The following is a 17,601-nucleotide window of genomic DNA, read 5'->3' as shown; positions in this document are numbered from 1 at the left end:
CCGCTCGACTTGCATGTGTTAAGCACGCCGCCAGCGTTCGTCCTGAGCCAGGATCAAACTCTCCATCAAGGTCCAACGACCAGCCAGGGGGCGAACCCCGACCAGCCAAACCTCAGGAAACAATCCCGGCATCACCATCCCCCGCAAAGAGGGACAGCATTGCCTCAAAGAAATCCCCACCATCCCCGAAGAGATGGCACGGGGCGACCCGGTCGAAAAAGACCGGGCCGATAAAGGCACTGGCTTTTAACACGCTGTTGAGTTCTCAAGAAACGGACACCCACCGCGCCGAACCCCGCTCTCGCGGACCCCGGCTCCGGGGCAACCCTGCTAACTTACCAGACTCATCCTCGCTGTCAAGCCGATCTGCGAAGATCTTTTTGACCGTCGAAGGTGTGCCCGTCCCCCACGCGACGACACGACACCAAGCCAGAGACTCGGAGAGATCGTTCCGTGGGAGGCGCCCTGCGGGCCGGCCACCTTGCGGCGTCCTGCATCCCGTTGTGGGCTGTGCAAGCCATCTTACAACAGTCCGAGCGGCGCTCGAACCATTTTCAGCGACCTGCTCCCCAGGGCCGGCCGCCTCTCGGCGTCCCGCGTCCCCTTGGGGCGAGGAAGACATTAAGACGCCTCACCGGGACCGTCAAATCGCGGGGCCCGTGAACCCGGCCCCTTGTTCACCAGCCCCCACCATAGGGTGCGCTGACCTCGCCATTCACGCACTACGTGCTTCGGGTCACAGTGGGGTACCGTGCCCTGACCGCTCTCCCCCGGCGAAATGTCCCCTGGGGCTGGCGGTGGCTCCCGGGTCGGTTGTCGCCCGAGGTCAGGAGGAACGCCCGTGAACGTGCCCGCCGCCGCCCGCGCCTCGGCGGAGCGCCTCGTGGTCGCCGCGACGATGGGGCCCACGGTCCATGACGTCCATGCCTGGCGGTTCAAGGTCGTGTCCGGGCTGATCGAGGTGCACGCCGACCCTGACAGGTTCCGGCCGAAGAACGATCCGGCGGGGCGGGGCCTCCACCTCAGCAGCGGCGCCGCGCTGGTGAACCTGCGTCTGGCGGCGGCGCAGCTCGGTCACGAGGCTGTCGTCCGGCTGCTTCCCGATGCCGGACGTCCATCCGTCCTCGCCTCCGTGCGCCTGGCCGGACGGCACCGTGTGTCCCGCGAAGAGCGGCTCCTCTACGCCGCGACGCTCCGGCCGTTCCGTGGCGATCCGTCCGCCGCGGGCGCCTGCCCTCCGTCTCCCGTCGTCGACGAGCTGGCCGGGGAGGCGAGGCTCGAAGGCGCCGCGCTTCGGCGGCTTCCCCCGGCGCCTCACTCGGCGGGACAGCGGGCGGTGCTGACCACGCGAGGGGACTCCCCCGCCGAATGGCTCCGTGCCGGCCAGGCTCTCCAGCGCCTCCTGCTGAGCGCGGTGGCCCGCTCGCTCACCGCGTCGTTCGGCTACGAGGCGCTCGACGTGCCGGGCGTCGAGGAGGTGACGGAGCCGGGCGAGACCCCGCAGGTGCTGCTGGAGATCACGCAGGCCGGGGACGCTCCTACTCCAGCCGCCGGTAGGTGGACAGGACGAACGACAGCGGCGCCGTCAGCGGCTCGGGCAGCGTGTCCAGCCGTTCCCTGAGCTGCTCCGGCGGGACGTGGTGCGCGCTCGGCCCCATGCCGACGAGCGTGATCACCTCGCCGTGCGTCAGGACGGTCTCGGTTTCGAGCTCCTGGCGCGAGTCCAGCTTGAAGTAGCCGGAGAGCGCGGTGTCCATGCGCTCGGTCTTGTGCTTGTCGATCGAGAGCAGACCGAGGGGCTCCACGAGTGTTCCGAGATGCCGGGGTGACGGAGTGACCGTCAGTAGCAGCCCGTCGTCTCGGAGCACGCGGTGGAACTCGGTCGCGTTGCGCGGGGCGAACACGTTGACGACGATGTCGGCCGCGCCGTCGCGCAGCGGGAACGGACGCCAGAGGTCCGCGACGACGGCGCCGCAGCGCGGGTGCGCCTTCGCGGCGCGCCGGGCGGCGTGCTTGGAGATGTCCAGGGCCAGGCCGACGGCGTCCGGCGCCCGGTCGAGGATGCGGCTGAGATAGTGCCCCGTCCCGGCTCCCGCGTCGAGGACGAAAGAGGGAGCGGCGCGAGAAACGCTCCAGGCCAGCCGATCCGCGAGAACCGCGAAGTGGCCGGCCGTCAGGAACTCGTCCCGGGCGCGGACCATCTCCGGTGTGTCGGCCGTCCCCGGACGGGCGTTGCCCGGCAGGAGGTTCGCATATCCCTGTCGCGCGACGTCGAAAGCATGCCCGCCCGGGCAGGCCAGGCGGCGGTCGGCCAGTTCGAGGTCGGCTCCGCACACGGGGCACACCAGGTATCGGACGACATCGGCGAGCATCCGTCCATCATCGACCATGCCGGCCGGTGAAGGGGCGGCGGCGTCCGCTTCTTTGCCCACGCGCCTCCGCGGCGCCCGCCGCGCGCCTCGTGCGCGCAACCCGGCGGGCCGCGGGTCAGGCCTTCGCGCGCCGGCGGACGTCCTCCATGTCGAGGCCGCGGACCTGCTCGATCACGTTCTCCAGCACCGACTCGGGCAGCGCGCCCGGCTCCGCGAACACGATCATGCCGTCGCGGATCGCCATCAGCGTGGGGATGGACCGGATGCCGAAGCGCTCCGACAGCTCGGCCTCGGCGTCGGTGTCCACCTTGCCGAAGACGATGTCCCCGTGCTTGTCCGCCGACCGCTCGAACACGGGCGCGAACCTCTTGCAGGGGCCGCACCACTCCGCCCAGAAGTCGACCAGCACGATGCCGTCGCCCTGAGCCACCTCGTCGAAGTTCTCAGCGGTCAGTGTGACCGTCGCCATGTCGGTTTCTCCTCAGTCGGGGTATCACGACGTAGAGCGGCTTACAGCCTCGCAGTATTCCCCACCTGGGAATCACAGAGCGGTAATTGGCGTTCTCCTCCTAGGGAGATCGCACCGGAGAAGGGTCAGGATGGCTGGAACCCGTACCAAGGGCGACAGGGTCGAAGTCCCCGACAAGGATCTTGTCGGGGCGTACCTCGACCGGATCGGCCGTACTCCCCTGCTCGACGCGCAGGAGGAGGTCGATCTGGCCAAGGCGATCGAAGGGGGCCTGTACGCCGAACAGCTGCTCGAGGAGGGGACGGTGCCCGAGGGCGCGTCCCGCGAGGAGCTGGCGGAGCTGGCCGCGGCGGGGCTGTGCGCGAAGCAGCGCTTCGTCGAGGCCAACCTGCGGCTGGTCGTCTCGATAGCCCGGAAGTACCCGACCGACTCGTTGCCCCTCATCGACCTCATCCAGGAGGGGAACCTGGGGCTGATGCGCGCGGTGGAGAAGTTCGACTACCGCCGCGGCTTCAAGTTCTCCACCTACGCCACCTGGTGGATCCGGCAGGCGATCGGCCGTGGGCTGAGCCACACCGCCCGCACGATCCGCCTGCCCGTCCATGTGGAGGAGGAGTTGTCCCGGCTGCGGCGCGCGGAGCGCCAGCTCAGCCGCGAGCTCGGCAGGGAACCCACCCGCGAGGAGCTCGCTGGTGCCGTCGGCGCCGAGGCCGAGCATGTCGACGAGCTGCTGCGTTGGCGGCGCGACCCGGCGAGCCTGGACGCGACCGTCGACGACGCCGGCGAGACGCCCATGGGCGACCTGCTGGAGGATCCCGACGCCGTTACCCCGGAGGCGGAGATCCTCGCGCTGGACGACATCGAGGGCCTCGGACGGCTGCTGGACCGGCTTCCCGAGCGCGAGTCCGCGATCCTGCGGGCCCGGTTCGGGATGGACAGCGGGCAGCCGCTGTCGTACGCGCAGATCGGCGCCCGCTACGGGCTGAGCCACAACCGCGTCCGGCAGATCACCGACCGCTCGCTGCGACGGCTGCGCCAGCTGGCCGGCGAGACGGACCTGAGCGGCCGCCGGGCGCTCGCGGGCGGCCACGGCACCGCGCGGGAGCCGGCCGCGGCCGGGTCCCGGGCGGCCTGACCGGGCGGTCCGAGCGGCGTCCCGCCGCACGATCGGCGACCGGCGGCCCGGCGAACGGGGCCGCCAGCACGCGTCAGGGCCCGCGAGCCCCCCGGCGCGCGGGCCTTTCCGTCCACGCAGGGCGGGCCGTGCCATAGCCTTTCAGGGTGAGTAATTCCGCCGTCATCGGGGACCTCGACGCGTGGCGCGCCCTCCCCGCTCTCCAGCAGCCCGATTGGGACGATCCGGCCGAGGTAGGCGAAGTCGCCGCCGAGCTGGCGGCCCAGCCGCCGCTCGTGTTCGCGGGCGAATGCGACCAGTTGAAGGCACAGCTCGCGGACGTCGCCCGCGGTGAGGCGTTCGTCCTGCAGGGCGGCGACTGCGCCGAGACGTTCGAGGGGTCGAACGCCGACGCGGTCAAGAACAAGCTGAAGACGCTGCTGCAGATGGCGGTCGTCCTCACCTACGCGGCGAGCGTTCCCGTCGTGAAGATCGGCCGGATGGCGGGCCAGTACGCCAAGCCGCGCTCCAAGCCCGTGGAGACCCGCGGCGGCGTGGAGCTGCCCGCCTACCGGGGCGACGCGGTCAACGGCTTCGCCTTCGACGCGGACTCCCGCCGCAACGACCCGCATCGCCTGCTCAAGGCCTACCACTGCTCGGCGGTGACGCTGAACCTGTGCCGGGCGTTCACCAAGGGCGGCTACGCCGACCTGCGCCAGGTGCACGCCTGGAACCAGGACTTCGTCGCCCAGAGCCCGGCGGGCCGTCGCTACGAGCAGCTGGCGGGCGAGATCGACCGGGCGCTGACGTTCATGAAGGCGTGCGGGGCGAACCCCGACGAGTTCCACGGGGTGGAGTTCTACTCCAGCCACGAGGCGCTGCTGCTGGAGTACGAGCGCGCGCTGACCCGCATCGACCATCTGAGCGGCCTGCCCTACGACGTTTCGGCGCACTTCCTGTGGATCGGCGAGCGGACCCGGCAGCTGGACGGGGCGCACGTGGAGTTCCTGCGCCACATCCGCAACCCGATCGGCGTGAAGCTCGGCCCGACGACCTCCGCCGACGACGCGCTGGCCCTGATGGAGAGGCTGAACCCGGAGCGCGAGCCCGGCCGGCTCACCTTCATCACCCGAATGGGCGCCGACCGCATCCGCGACGCTCTGCCGCCGCTGATCGAGAAGGTCCACCAGAGCGGGGCCCCGGTCGCGTGGATCTGCGACCCGATGCACGGCAACACGTTCGAGGCGCCGAGCGGGCACAAGACCCGGCGGTTGGACGACGTGCTCGACGAGGTGGCCGGGTTCTTCGAGGTCCACCGGGCCCTCGGCACCCACCCGGGCGGCATCCACATCGAGTTCACCGGCGACGACGTGACCGAGTGCGTGGGCGGCGGCCAGGGGCTCGCCGAGGCCGACCTGCACCAGCGCTACGAGACGGCCTGCGACCCCCGGCTCAACCGGGGCCAGTCGCTGGACCTGGCCTTCATGGTCGCGGAGCTGTACCGCAAGTCGGTCTGACCGGCTTCTCTGACCGGGAGCGCGCTCGCCCGCCGTGTGCGGCGGGCGCGCTGCCGGTCAGACCCCGTGCGGAAAGCGCGTTCCAGGCGGGACGCGTGCGGGACGTCGGTCTGCCGGCCACCGCCGTGCCAGATGTCGACCTGTCAGATGTCGACCTCGGCCCACACGACCTTTCCGCCGGTCACCGGGTCGGCGCCCCAGGAGTTGGCGAAGCGGTCGACGATGAACAGGCCGCGGTGCGACTCGTCCAGGGGGCCGGGCACGGTCAGCCGGGGCAGCTGGGACGCGCGGTCGCGGACCTCGACGCGGATCCGGCCGCTGCCGCGCAGCAGCCGCAGCTCCAGGGCCGTCCCGGCGTGCCGGACGGCGTTGGCGACGAGCTCGGCCACGATCGCCGTGACGAGCTCCTCACGGTCCATGAGCGCCCAAGTGCGCATCGTGCGGGCCGCGAGTCGCCTGGCGTACTCGACCGCCTCGGTCTGGGGCGCCGCGCGCAGCGTGGTCTCGGTCATCGGGTCGGTCACTCCGCCCGCTCGCCGTTCTTCATCGTGTCCCTTCACCGCCCATCGGCCGGAGCCTCCTCCACCGGATCCTCCATGAGGAAACGGTCGAGCCCCGTCGTGCGCAGCACGTTCTCGACGCGGCCGTAGGCCCCGGTGACGGTGAGCGTGGCGTTCTGCGCACGCGCGTGCTTGTACGCGCGGACGAGAACGTTCAGGCCGGAGGAGTCACAGAAGTCGACCGCCGCGAGGTCGACGACGACCGACCGCTCGCCCGCGTCCACGAGCTCGGTCAGCCGAGCGCGCAGCTCGTCGGAGGAGTGCAGGTCTATCGAGCCGCGCGCGGCGATCGTCGCACGGCCTTCCTGTCGTGTCGTGTGCAAGGCAAGCCCCACGCCACCCCACCTTACCGATTGTTGGTCTCCATCATGACGCCCGCAGAACGATGAGGGCAACGTCGTCGTTCGACGGCTCCGGGCCGAAGTCGCGGACGGCGCGCTGGATGCGCGCCGCCACCGCCCCGGCGCTCAGACCGGTGCAGCCTGCGAGAAGCCGCTCCAGGCCGTGCCCGTCGCCGAGCAGCCGGTTGCCGGAGCGCCGCTCGGTGACGCCGTCGGTCACGCAGAGCAGAACCTCTCCGCGCCGCAGCTCGACGGTGTCGGTGGTGAACTCCACGCCGTCGAAGACGCCCAGCAGCGGCTGGGGCGAGGCGGCCTCGCGGACGCCGCCCTCCGGATCGAGCACCAGCGGGGGCGGGTGCCCCGCGCTCGTCAGTTTGATCGTCACGCCGTCGCGGCGCCGGCGGGCCGCGATCTCGCCGTGCAGCAGGGTGAGCAGCCGCCCGCGCTCGCCCTCGCCGAGGATGAGCCGGTTGAGCCGGGCGAGGACGGCCGGGACGGACAGGTCCTCGGCGGCGAGGATGCGCAGCGCGTGCCGGGCCAGGCCGGTGACGGCGGCGGCCTCGGGGCCGGTGCCGCACACGTCGCCGATGGCGAACCGCCAGCGGGTCGCGGGGGCCGCGCCGCCGGGCCGGCGGCCGCTCGCGAAGACGTCGTAGAAGTCGCCGCCGACCTCGCTGCCCTCCCCGGCGGGCTCGTAGACCACCGCCACCTCCAGGCCGGGGATCTCGGGGATGCCGGGTGGCAGGAGGCTGCGCTGCAGGGCGCTGCTCATGGCGGTCTGGGCGGAGAACAGGCGCGCGTTGTCGACGGCGAGGGCGGCGCGGCGGCTCAGCTCCTCGGCCAGCTCGATCGCGCTGCGCGGGAAGCGGTCGCCGGCCGGGCGGCCGATCACGATGGTGCCGATGCGCCGGCCGCGGGCGATCAGGGGGAAGGCGTAGACCTGGTCGGTGGCGGTGTCGCCGGCGGCGGCCCGGACCTCCCCGGGCGCGGCGGCGAGCCCGTTCCAGGGCCCGGGGGCGTCGGTGGGCGGGGCGGCGCCCGCGTGTTCGAGCAGGTCGCGCAGGCCGTCGGAGCGCTCCTCGTCGGCGTGCCACACGTAGGCGAGCCGGTCGGGCTCGGCCTCGGTGACGGTGTAGACGGCGCACCAGGTGGCCAGGCGCGGCACGACGAGCTGGGCGACCAGCGCCATCGTGCGCTCCTGGTCGAGGGTGCCGGCGAGCAGGTCGCTGGCCTCGGCGACGAAGCTCAGCCAGCCGCGCCAGGATCGTTCCAACTCGCCGACCCTGGCCTTCTCCAGGGAGAGCGACATCTCGTCGGCGAGCCGGCCGAGGCGGGCGCCGTCGGCCTCGCCGAAGCGGCCGGACAGGGACGAGACGGCGACGATCAGGCCTGTCAGGCGGCCCTGCGACTCCAGCGGGGCGGCGGCCAGCGAGGAGGCCCGCAGCGCCGCCGCGATCGGGTCGGAGGCGTCCGCGGCGACCCAGGCGGAGCCGGCGCGGGCGGCGGGGGTGAGGGAGGAGACCGACAGCTCGCCGAGCGGCATCTCGGCGGCGGTCCCGGCCGCCGAGCCCATGATCAGCCGTCCGTCGCGTTCGGTCAGCAGGACGGCGGCGCCCTCGGCGCCGAGGAGCTCCCGCGCGGCGGCGACCCCGTCCTCCATGGCCTCCACGGCCGCCGGAGAGCGCAGGAGCCGGTCGCCGGCCGCGGGGATCTCGCCCGTGCCGCCCGCGAGCCGGCTCTCCCGGGCCTGCCCGCCGGCGCCGGGCCCCTCGCGCGCCTGCTCGGCCGCGTCGCGGGCCCGGGTGGGGAGTTCGTCCCGCAGGGAGCCGGTTCCGGCGATGTCGGCGGTGAAAGCGGCCTCCGCGCCCTCCGCGGCCGCGCCCTCGGCCGGCACCGCGGCGCCGGCGGCGCCGGGCCGGGGCAGCCGGAACCAGACGCCCTTGGTGCGGCGGTCGTAGGAGACGCCCCAGGAGTCGGCGAGGCGGGCGATGGACGGCAGGCCGCGCCCGCTGGAGGCGGTGACGCCCGGCATCTCGATGCCCCGGGTGGGGTGGCGGTCGCGGACCTCGATCTCGACGTTCCCGCCCGCCAGGCGGCAGGAGACCTCGAACGAGGTCCCCGCGTAGGCGATCGCGTTGGTGGCGAGCTCGCTCGTCGCGAGGACGGCGTCGTCGGCCACCTCGTCCAGACCCCAGTCGGCCAGCACCTTGCGGACGAACCGGCGCGCGTCCGCCACCGCCGCCGCGGCGGACGGGAAGGTGGCCGTCGCCGTCTGCCGATCCAACTGTCGTCCCTCGTTCGAAGCGTTTTCTACCCGGGCCTGGCTATCGTGGCAGACTGCTCGGCCGCCCGGCACCGAGAGCCGCGAACCCGCCCCGGAACGCGTCCGGCCTGGGCCTTCACGATCCCGCCACAACACGACAGACCGTAACACGAAGGCTACGAGGGAGGACGCGCCCCCGGTCCCGCCCGGGCGGCGGAACCACGCGGAAGAAAGTCCGCCGCCGCGCGGCGACGTAGAGTACAGGTGCGGCCGATGAGGCCCCTAGAGCAGCCAGGAGTCCGTGGTATCCGGATAATCGACGAATCGCGGGCCAGGAGGATGAAGAGCATGCCGCGTACCGCGTCACGTGCCCGCCCGAGCGGCGGGTACCGCGACACCACCCCGCGTTACAGCGACGCGGACCTCGAACCGCTCCTGAAGGCGCTGGTCGCCGTCCGGGACGGCAAGGCGAGGTCGGAGCTGGACGTGCCGGGCGAGGGGGCCGTGGCGGAGGCCGCCGCCGTCCTGGAGGAGATCCGGGAGAACGGCATGGAGTTGGCCTCGGGCCTGAGCCGCGTCCGGAGGGAGATCGGCCGGGAGGGCCAGCTGCGGGGACGCCTGACGCCGGGGACGTTGCGGGGCACCTGGGCGGGCGCCGTGGAGGACGCGAACGCGATCATCGACAAGCTCACCGACCTCGCCACCGGGATGAGCCAGGTGGTGGAGGCGGTCGCGGCCGGCGACCTCAGCCAGCGGGTGGAGCTGCGGGTGCGCGGCAGGCCGATGCGCGGGGAGCTCCTGCGCATGGCCAAGTCGGTCAACGGCATGGTCGAGCTGCTCGACCAGTTCACCTGGGAGGTCACCCAGTTCGCCCGCGAGGTGGGCACCGAGGGGCGGCTCGGCGGCCAGGCGCCCGCCCGCGGCATGACCGGCCGCTGGCGGGACGTGACCGCGTCGGTGAACGTGATGGCGTCGCGGCTGACCTCGCAGGTCCGCGACATCGCCGAGGTCACCACGGCGGTGGCGCGCGGCGACCTGACCCGCAAGGTCACGGTCGAGGCGACCGGTGAGCTGCAGGAGCTGAAGCTCACCGTGAACACGATGGTCGACCAGCTGTCGGCGTTCGCCGGCGAGGTCACCCGCGTGGCGCGCGAGGTCGGCACGGAGGGGCAGCTGGGCGGCCAGGCGAACGTGCCGGGCGTCAGCGGCGTCTGGAAGAACCTGACCGACAACGTCAACGCGATGGCGAACAACCTGACCTACCAGGTCCGCAACATCGCCCAGGTCACCACCGCCGTCGCCGAGGGCGACCTCGGCAAGAAGATCACCGTCGACGCGCAGGGCGAGATCCTGCAGCTCAAGAACACCGTGAACACCATGGTCGACACCCTCTCGGCCTTCGCCGACGAGGTCACCCGCGTGGCCCGCGAGGTCGGCACCGAGGGCCGCCTCGGCGGCCAGGCCCGGGTGCCCGGCGTGAGCGGCGTGTGGAAGGACCTGACCAACAACGTCAACGGCATGGCGTCCAACCTGACCTACCAGGTCCGCAACATCGCGCAGGTCACGACCGCCGTCGCCGAGGGCGACCTCGGCAAGAAGATCACGGTCGACGCGCAGGGCGAGATCCTGGAGCTCAAGGACACCGTGAACGCGATGGTCGACACGCTGTCGGCCTTCGCCTCCGAGGTGACCCGCGTCGCGCGGGAGGTCGGCACGGAGGGGCGGCTCGGCGGCCAGGCGATCGTGCCCGGCGCGGGCGGGGTCTGGCTCGACCTGACCGACAACGTCAACTCGATGGCGAACAACCTCACCAACCAGGTGCGCGGCATCGCGCAGGTCACCACGGCGGTGGCGCAGGGCGACCTGACCCGCAAGATCGAGGTCGACGCGCAGGGCGAGATCCTCCAGCTGAAGACCACCCTCAACACGATGGTCGACACGCTGTCGGCGTTCGCCGACGAGGTCAGCCGCGTGGCCCGCGAGGTCGGCACCGAGGGCCGCCTCGGCGGCCAGGCCCGGGTGCCCGGCGCGGGCGGCATGTGGAAGGACCTGACCGACAACGTCAACGGCATGGCGTCCAACCTGACCTACCAGGTCCGCAACATCGCGCAGGTCGCGACCGCGGTCGCGCACGGCGACCTGACGCGGCGCATCGACGTGGACGCCCAGGGCGAGATCCTCGAACTGAAGACCACGCTGAACACGATGGTCGACACGTTGTCGTCGTTCGCCTCCGAGGTCACCCGCGTGGCCCGGGAGGTCGGCATCGAGGGCCGTCTCGGCGGTCAGGCGGAGGTCGAGGGCGTCTCGGGCACGTGGAAGCGGCTCACCGAGAGCGTCAACGAGCTGGCCGGCAACCTCACCACCCAGGTCCGCGCGATCGGGGAGGTCGCGAGCGCGGTCGCCACCGGCGACCTGACCCGGACGATCACCGTCGAGGCGCGCGGCGAGGTCGCCGAGCTGAGCGACAACGTCAACCTGATGGTCGCGACGCTGCGCGAGACGACCCGCGCCAACGAGGAGCAGGACTGGCTCAAGACCAACCTGGCGCGGATCGGCGGGCTCATGCAGGGCCACCGCGACCTCCAGCAGGTCGCCGACCTGATCATGCGTGAGCTGACGCCGACCGCCAGCGCCCAGTACGGCGCGTTCTACCTGGCCGAGAGCGCGGGCGAGGACACCGACCTCGCCCTGATCGCCGGGTACGGGACGCGGCGGCACCGCGGCGGGGCGGTCCGGTTCGGTCTCGGTGAGGGCCTCGTCGGGCAGGCGGCGCAGGAGCGCCGGCCGCTGCTGATCGCCGACGCCCCCGCCGACTACGTCAAGATCGGATCGGGTCTCGGCGAGGCGTCCCCGGTCAACATCATCGTGCTGCCGATCGTGTTCGAGGACGAGGTGCTCGGCGCGATCGAGCTCGCCTCGTTCGGCCGGTTCACCGACGTCCACCTGGCGTTCTTCAGCCAGCTGATCGAGACGATCGGGGTCACGCTCAACGCGATCCGGGCCAACACCCGCACCGAGGCGCTGCTCGGCGAGTCGCAGCGGCTCGCGCAGGAGCTGCAGGAGCGCTCGGACGAGCTGCAGCGCCAGCAGGGCGAGCTCCGGCACTCCAACACCGAGCTGGAGGAGAAGGCGGCGCTGCTGGCCCAGCAGAACCGCGCGATCGAGATCCAGAACTTCCAGATCGAGCAGGCCAGGCGGACGCTGGAGGAGCGCGCCGAGCAGCTCGCGATCTCCTCCCGGTACAAGTCGGAGTTCCTGGCGAACATGTCGCACGAGCTGCGCACGCCGCTGAACAGCCTGCTGGTGCTGGCCAAGCTCCTGTCGGAGAACCAGGACGGCAACCTCACCGACAAGCAGGTGGAGTTCGCCCGGACGATCCACGAGTCCGGCACCGACCTGCTGGAGCTGATCAACGACATCCTGGACCTGGCGAAGGTCGAGGCCGGGAAGATGGAGGCGCATCCGCAGCGGCTCTCGGTGTCGGCGCTGGTCGACTACGTCGACGCCACGTTCCGCCCGCTGTCGGTCGACAAGGGCCTGCAGTTCGGGGTGGAGGTCGCGCCGGACGTCCCGGCCGCCCTCAACACCGACGAGCAGCGGCTCCAGCAGGTGCTGCGGAACCTGCTGTCGAACGCGGTGAAGTTCACCGCCGAGGGCGAGGTGCGGCTGCTGATCGAGCGGGCCGGCGACATCGACTTCACGCTGCCCGCGCTGTGGAACACCCCCGACGTGATCGCGTTCCGCGTGATCGACACCGGGATCGGCGTGAGCGCCGACAAGCTCCAGGAGATCTTCGAGCCGTTCCAGCAGGCGGACGGGACCACGAGCCGCCGCTACGGCGGCACCGGGCTCGGCCTGTCGATCAGCCGGAACATCGCGCGGCTGCTGGGCGGGGAGATCCACGCCGAGAGCCAGCCGGGCCGCGGCAGCGTGTTCACGCTCTACCTGCCCGCCCAGTACAGCGACCGCGACGGCCGGCGCCGCTCGGCGCTGCCGGACGAGGCGGTCGCCGCGGGGGCGGAGGCCGCGCCCGGGGCGATCTCCGCCGGCCCCCAGGGCAACGGCGGCGGCGGGGGCCCGGCCGCGGAGGGCGCGCTGCCGGTGGAGCAGCGCCCGCCCGGCGCGCAGCGCGCCGGCAAGTCCGAGCAGGCGCTGAACGGGATGCTGCAGGAGCCGCCCACGGACTTCCTCGACACCGTCCTGTCGGGCCGCAAGGTCCTGATCGTCGACGACGACGTGCGGAACGTGTTCGCGCTCACCAGCGTCCTGGAGGGCTACGGCATGGAGGTCCTCTACGCCGAGGACGGGCAGGCCGGGATCGACGTCCTGCACCGCAACCCCGACGTGGCGGTCGTGCTGATGGACATCATGATGCCGGGCCTGGACGGTTACGCCACCACGGCCGCGATCAGGGAGATGCCGCAGTTCGCCGAGTTGCCGATCATCGTCATCACGGCCAAGGTGATGAAGGAGGACCGGGAGAAGAGCCTCGCCTCGGGCGCGTCGGACTACGTGCCGAAGCCCGTGGACGTGGACCATCTCCTTGACGTCATGAGGAACTGGCTGCAGCCCTCCATCGTCCGCTGAGGAGAGGAGCCGGACAGTAGGGTCGCCGTGGGGGTGCGGCGCTGGCGGGGACCGGGATCGGAGAGACGCGCGTGGACGACAAGGCCAAGATCCTGCTCGTGGACGACCGCGAGGAGAACCTGATCGCGCTGGAGGCCATCCTCAGCTCGCTCGATCAGGACCTGGTCCGGGCGCGGTCCGGTGAGGACGCGCTGAAGGCGCTGCTCACCGAGGAGTACGCGGTCATCCTGCTGGACGTCGTCATGCCGGGCATGGACGGGTTCGAGACGGCCCGCGACATCAAGCGCCGCAAGAAGACCCGCGACCTGCCGATCATCTTCCTCACGGCGGTGAACAGCGACCCCGACTACGCCTTCCGTGGCTACGCGGCGGGCGCGGTCGACTTCATCTCCAAGCCGTTCGACCCGTGGGTGCTGCGGGCCAAGGTCTCGGTGTTCGTGGAGCTGCACAACAAGAACAAGCAGCTCCGCGACCAGACGGCGCTGCTGCGCGAGCAGGCCGCCCTGCTGAGGGACCAGACGGCCCTGCTCAAGGCGCGGCCCGCGGAGGCGCCGCAGGAGGCGCCCGCCGACCGCGCCGCGGGCGACCGGCTGGCCTCGGTGGAGGAGCAGGCGGAGGTGCTCGGCAAGCACCTCCCGGCCACGCTGCGCGACGAGTACGAGGAGCTCAGCCACAGGCTCATGCTCCTCCGCGAGGCCCTGGACGGGCAGGCGCCCACCGCGGACTGACCGCTTCGCGGCCGCCGCGGGGGCGGCTAGGCGCCGGCCTCCAGCCGGGCGCGGGCGGCGGCGATGCGGGCGAGGGTTCGGTCGCGGCCCAGGATCTCCAGGGACTCGAACAGCGGCAGCCCCACGGTGCGGCCGGTGACGGCGACGCGGACGGGCGCCTGGGTCTTGCCGAGCTTGAGCCCGTGCTCGGCGCCGACCCGCTCCAGCCGGTCCTTCAGCTCGGCGGCGTTCCACGGCGCGTCCTGGTAGGCGGCCTCGGCGGCGGCGAGGATCGCGGCGGCGGGCTCCTTCATGGCCTTGTTCCAGGACTGCTCGTCGGACGGCGGCTCGTCCAGGAACGCGAAGTCGATCATCTGGACGATCTCCGACAGCAGCGCGACGCGGGTCTGCGCGAGCGGAGCCAGCTCGGCGAACACCGCGACGTCGACGTCGAAGGGCGCCTCCTGCAGGAACGGCAGGCACTCGGCGATGAACTTCTCGGGCGCCAGGGCCCGGATGTACTCGCCGTTGATCGCGCGGAGCTTCTTGACGTCGAAGAAGGCGGGCGAGGTGTTGACGTCCTCGATGCGGAACTCGTCGACCATCACGTCCCAGGGGACGATCTCGCGGTCGTCGGACGGCGCCCAGCCGAGGAGCATCAGGTAGTTGCGCATGGCCTCGGCGAGGTAGCCCTCGGCGCGGTAGTCCTCCAGGGCGACCTTGTCGCGGCGCTTGGACAGCTTCTGCCGCTTCTCGTTGACGATGACGGGCACGTGCGCCCACACCGGGGGCTCCGCGCCGAGCGCCTCCCACAGCAGCTGCTGCTTGGGCGCGTTGGACAGGTGCTCCTCGCCGCGCACCACGTGGGTGATGCCCTGGCTCATGTCGTCGACCGCGTTGGCCAGCAGGAACGTGACGGACCCGTCGGCGCGGGCGATGACGAAGTCCTCAAGGACGGCGTTGTCGAAGACCGGCTTGCCGCGCAGCAGGTCGACGACGGTGGTCTGCCCCTCGTCGGGGGTGCGGAACCGGAGGGCGCGTCCGGGACCCGCCTCCAGGCCGCGGTCGCGGCAGAAGCCGTCGTAGCCCTTGTGCTGGTCGCCGGTCCGGGCGATGACGGCCTCGCGGGAGCAGTCGCAGTAGTAGGCGCGCCCGGCGTCCTTCAGCGTGTGGACGGCCTCGGCGTGCTTGTCGGCGTTGGCGGACTGGAAGTAGGGGCCTTCGTACTGCCCGCCGTCCATCCCGAGCCACGCCAGGGCGCGGATGATGCCCTCGGTCCATTCGGGGCTGTTGCGGGAGGCGTCGGTGTCCTCGATCCGCAGCACGAGCGTCCCGCCCGACTGGGCGGCCATCGCCCAGTTGAACAGCGCCGAACGGGCGCCGCCGACATGGAACATGCCGGTCGGTGACGGGGCGAAACGTACGCGGATCGAAGAGGTCGAAGACATGCCTACCAGCGTAGAGCGCGCGGGGCCCCGCTCGCGCCGGGACCCGCGCGCGGGCCCGGGTTTCAGGGCTTCCAGTACGGGTCGCGGCCGGACAGCCCGAGGAGGCGGTCGAGCAGCGACGCGTCGTCCGGCACGGCGACCTCGGGACCGAGCGCGCCGTACTGGCGGCTGATCTCGGCCGTGGAGGCGACCTGCTGCCAGGCGGCCTGGAGCACCGGCTCCGGGAAGGCGGGCTCGCGGCCGGCGGCGACGGCGAGGTCCCAGCCGTGCAGGACGCACTCGCCGAAGACGATCCCGGCGATGAACCCTGCGGGCATGCCCTCCTTGTTGCCGGTGAGGCTGGTGTTCCCCTCCCAGGCGGCCGGGTCCTGCCATGCCTCGGCGGTCCGGCGGGCCTGCTCCGCGAAGCGCTCGGCCCAGCCGGGTTCGGCGGTGAAGTCGTGGTCCTCCCCCGGTCCGGCGGGCGGCGCCTTGCGCGCGGCGGTCTCGCCCCGCGCGCTCCAGAAGATCAGATGGTTGAGAAGGGCCCGCACGTCCCAGTCCGGGCAGGGTGTGGGCGCGTCCATCCTCTCTTCGGGGACCTCCAGGACGATCCGCGCCGCGGCCTCCGCGGCGGGCGTCATCTGGCTCCGGATATCCATGGTCTCTTCCTCGCTCGTCCGTTCGAACACACCTGCACGTTAGGACGAGTCGGCGGCGCCGGTCTTGAACAAACGCGACACCGATTAGCCTGGGCCGGTGGAAGGACCCCTACCCGGCGGGACGCGGGGCATCCTGCACGCGCGGACGGGCCTGGAGCGGTTCCGGATCGAGCGGCTCGAACCGCCCGCCGCGCTCGCGCCGTTCGTCGCGAACTTCTGGGTGCTGCGCTGGGACCTTCGGGGACGCCCGCCACACCGCCAGCGGATCCTCACGCGCCCGTCGGTCCACGTCACGTTCACCAGCTACCTGACCGCCGGGACGACGCGGGCGCGGATCGCGGGCGTCGTGCGGGACGACTTCGTCGAGGAGATCCACGGCGAGGGGCGCGTGGTGGGGGCCGCCTTCCGGCCCGGCGGGTTCAGGCCGTTCATGGACGCGCCGGTGTCCACGTTGACCGGCCGGTTCCCGGGGGTGGACGAGGTCTTCGGCGAGGAGGGCCTGAACCTCGCCGGGGAGGTGTTCGCGACCGCCGACGCGCACGCGGCGGTCGACCTGCTCGCGGCGTTCCTGTCCGCCCGTGCGCCCGAGCCCGACCCGTCCGCCGCCAAGGCCGCCGCGGTCGTCGAGCGGATCGCGTCGCGGCCGGGCCTGGTGCGGGTCGGCGAGCTGGCCGAGGAGGTCGGGCTGAGCCCGCGCAGCCTGCAGCGCCTGTTCCACGAGTACGTGGGCGCCGGCCCGAAGTGGGTGATCCGGCGGTTCCGGATGCAGGAGGCCGCCGAGCGGGCCGCGTCCGGAGCGGGGGTCGACTGGGCGGAGCTGGCGGCCGAACTCGGCTACGCCGACCAGGCGCATTTCACCCGCGACTTCACGGCCGCCGTGGGTACCTCGCCCGGCCGGTACGCGCGGGAGGCGGGCGCGGGGCCTGGCAGGATCGACGCATGAGCGTCCCCTTTTCCGGCCCCTTCGACGACCTCGCCGCGTTCCGGACGCTCGCCGCCGGACGGCTCGGCTCGTTCGAGCACACCACCGTCCCCGACGCGCCCGGCCTGCGCCGCGCCGGGGTGGTGCTGTGCGCGGTCGAGCACGACGGCGTCCCGTCGGTGATCCTCATCAAGCGCGCCCTTCGGGGCCGGAACGCGGGCCAGTGGGGGCTGCCGGGCGGCCGTCTGGAGGACGGCGAGACCCCCGAGCAGGCGGCGCTGCGCGAACTGCACGAGGAGATCGGCCTGGCCGCCGGCCCCGCCGACGTCCTCGGCAGGCTCGACGACTTCCCCGCCGCCTCGGGCTTCGCGATCACACCGGTCGTGGTGGCGCTGGACGACCCGGGCCCGCTCGCGCCGAGCCCGGACGAGGTCCACTCCGTCCATCACACGACCCTGCGCAGACTCGCCGACGACGCCACCCCCGTCTGGGTCCCGCAGCCGGGCGGCGGGCGTCTGCTGCAGATGTGGCTGGGCCCCGGGTGGCGTGTCCACGCCCCCACCGGCGCGATGCTGTGGCAGTTCCGCGAGGTGGTGCTGCTCGGCCGGCCGGCCCGGGTCGCCGACTTCGCCCAGCCCGACTGGACGCGCCACTGAG

The 17,601-nt window shown here is 72.3% G+C and carries 14 protein-coding genes and 1 rRNA gene; 7 read left to right on the top strand and 8 right to left on the bottom strand.

All coding sequences use genetic code 11. The features are described 5' to 3' along the window. Nucleotides 1-69 (bottom strand): 16S ribosomal RNA (locus ABD944_RS02345); the annotation flags it as partial. Nucleotides 70-841: 772 nt separating this feature from the next. On the opposite strand from ABD944_RS02345, the gene ABD944_RS02340 reads away from it, so the two are divergent. Next, a complete protein-coding gene (locus ABD944_RS02340; protein WP_345171808.1) occupies nucleotides 842-1,621 on the top strand; it encodes a nitroreductase family protein in 780 nt (259 codons plus the stop codon). Here ABD944_RS02340 and ABD944_RS02335 read toward each other — a convergent pair. Together ABD944_RS02335 and trxA are read right to left on the bottom strand one after the other, a co-directional pair. After that, a complete protein-coding gene (locus ABD944_RS02335) occupies nucleotides 1,539-2,372 on the bottom strand; it encodes a putative RNA methyltransferase (protein ID WP_345171806.1) in 834 nt (277 codons plus the stop codon). The genes ABD944_RS02340 and ABD944_RS02335 overlap by 83 nt on opposite strands. 115 nt (nucleotides 2,373-2,487) lie before the next feature. Further along, entirely contained in the window at nucleotides 2,488-2,841 is a 354-nt protein-coding gene (gene trxA, locus ABD944_RS02330; RefSeq protein ID WP_345171804.1) for a thioredoxin, read from the bottom strand. Nucleotides 2,842-2,971: 130 nt separating this feature from the next. On the opposite strand from trxA, the gene ABD944_RS02325 reads away from it, so the two are divergent. Both ABD944_RS02325 and ABD944_RS02320 read left to right on the top strand, forming a co-directional pair. Beyond that, entirely contained in the window at nucleotides 2,972-3,976 is a 1,005-nt protein-coding gene (locus ABD944_RS02325) for a sigma-70 family RNA polymerase sigma factor (RefSeq protein WP_345171802.1), read from the top strand. 146 nt (nucleotides 3,977-4,122) lie between these two features. Further along, nucleotides 4,123-5,472 carry a class II 3-deoxy-7-phosphoheptulonate synthase gene (locus ABD944_RS02320; protein ID WP_345171800.1) on the top strand — a complete coding sequence of 450 codons (1,350 nt, stop codon included), beginning with the start codon at nucleotides 4,123-4,125 and terminating at the stop codon, nucleotides 5,470-5,472. A gap of 143 nt (nucleotides 5,473-5,615) precedes the next feature. Here ABD944_RS02320 and ABD944_RS02315 read toward each other — a convergent pair whose 3' ends face one another. The 3 genes from ABD944_RS02315 to ABD944_RS02305 are packed head-to-tail and all read right to left on the bottom strand — an operon-like array spanning nucleotide 5,616 to nucleotide 8,657. Continuing rightward, the gene (locus tag ABD944_RS02315; protein ID WP_345171798.1) at nucleotides 5,616-5,984 is read right to left on the bottom strand and encodes an ATP-binding protein; all 369 of its coding nucleotides are present in this window, start codon (nucleotides 5,982-5,984) and stop codon (nucleotides 5,616-5,618) included. A 44-nt stretch (nucleotides 5,985-6,028) separates the two neighbouring features. After that, complete coding sequence (locus tag ABD944_RS02310; protein WP_345171796.1) at nucleotides 6,029-6,355, bottom strand: STAS domain-containing protein; 327 nt, start codon at nucleotides 6,353-6,355, stop codon at nucleotides 6,029-6,031. Nucleotides 6,356-6,398: 43 nt separating this feature from the next. Beyond that, a complete protein-coding gene (locus ABD944_RS02305) occupies nucleotides 6,399-8,657 on the bottom strand; it encodes a SpoIIE family protein phosphatase (RefSeq protein WP_345171794.1) in 2,259 nt (752 codons plus the stop codon). 327 nt (nucleotides 8,658-8,984) lie between these two features. Here ABD944_RS02305 and ABD944_RS02300 point away from each other — a divergent pair, with 327 nt between their 5' ends. Together ABD944_RS02300 and ABD944_RS02295 are read left to right on the top strand one after the other, a co-directional pair. After that, nucleotides 8,985-13,226 carry a hybrid sensor histidine kinase/response regulator gene (locus ABD944_RS02300; protein ID WP_345171792.1) on the top strand — a complete coding sequence of 1,414 codons (4,242 nt, stop codon included), beginning with the start codon at nucleotides 8,985-8,987 and terminating at the stop codon, nucleotides 13,224-13,226. 71 nt (nucleotides 13,227-13,297) lie between these two features. Then, entirely contained in the window at nucleotides 13,298-13,954 is a 657-nt protein-coding gene (locus ABD944_RS02295; RefSeq protein WP_345171790.1) for a response regulator, read from the top strand. 26 nt (nucleotides 13,955-13,980) lie between these two features. On the opposite strand, the gene gltX is transcribed toward ABD944_RS02295, so the two are convergent. Next, nucleotides 13,981-15,381: a glutamate--tRNA ligase gene (gene gltX / locus ABD944_RS02290; protein ID WP_345171787.1), complete on the bottom strand. Its 1,401-nt coding sequence runs from the start codon at nucleotides 15,379-15,381 to the stop codon at nucleotides 13,981-13,983. Between the two features lie 62 nt (nucleotides 15,382-15,443). Beyond that, the gene (locus ABD944_RS02285; RefSeq protein ID WP_345171785.1) at nucleotides 15,444-16,022 is read right to left on the bottom strand and encodes a TIGR03086 family metal-binding protein; all 579 of its coding nucleotides are present in this window, start codon (nucleotides 16,020-16,022) and stop codon (nucleotides 15,444-15,446) included. A gap of 97 nt (nucleotides 16,023-16,119) precedes the next feature. Between ABD944_RS02285 and ABD944_RS02280 the strand changes: the two genes are divergently transcribed. Both ABD944_RS02280 and ABD944_RS02275 read left to right on the top strand, forming a co-directional pair. Then, a complete protein-coding gene (locus ABD944_RS02280) occupies nucleotides 16,120-16,965 on the top strand; it encodes a helix-turn-helix domain-containing protein (RefSeq protein ID WP_345171782.1) in 846 nt (281 codons plus the stop codon). Then, complete coding sequence (locus ABD944_RS02275; protein WP_345171779.1) at nucleotides 16,962-17,600, top strand: NUDIX hydrolase; 639 nt, start codon at nucleotides 16,962-16,964, stop codon at nucleotides 17,598-17,600. The genes ABD944_RS02280 and ABD944_RS02275 overlap by 4 nt, the downstream gene beginning before the upstream one ends. Nucleotide 17,601 lies beyond the last annotated feature (1 nt).

It is taken from the genome of Actinomadura verrucosospora (assembly GCF_039540335.1).
Classification (GTDB): domain Bacteria; phylum Actinomycetota; class Actinomycetes; order Streptosporangiales; family Streptosporangiaceae; genus Spirillospora; species Spirillospora verrucosospora.
Note: the sequence above shows the minus strand (reverse complement) of the source record. Positions and strands in the feature narration are given on the sequence as shown.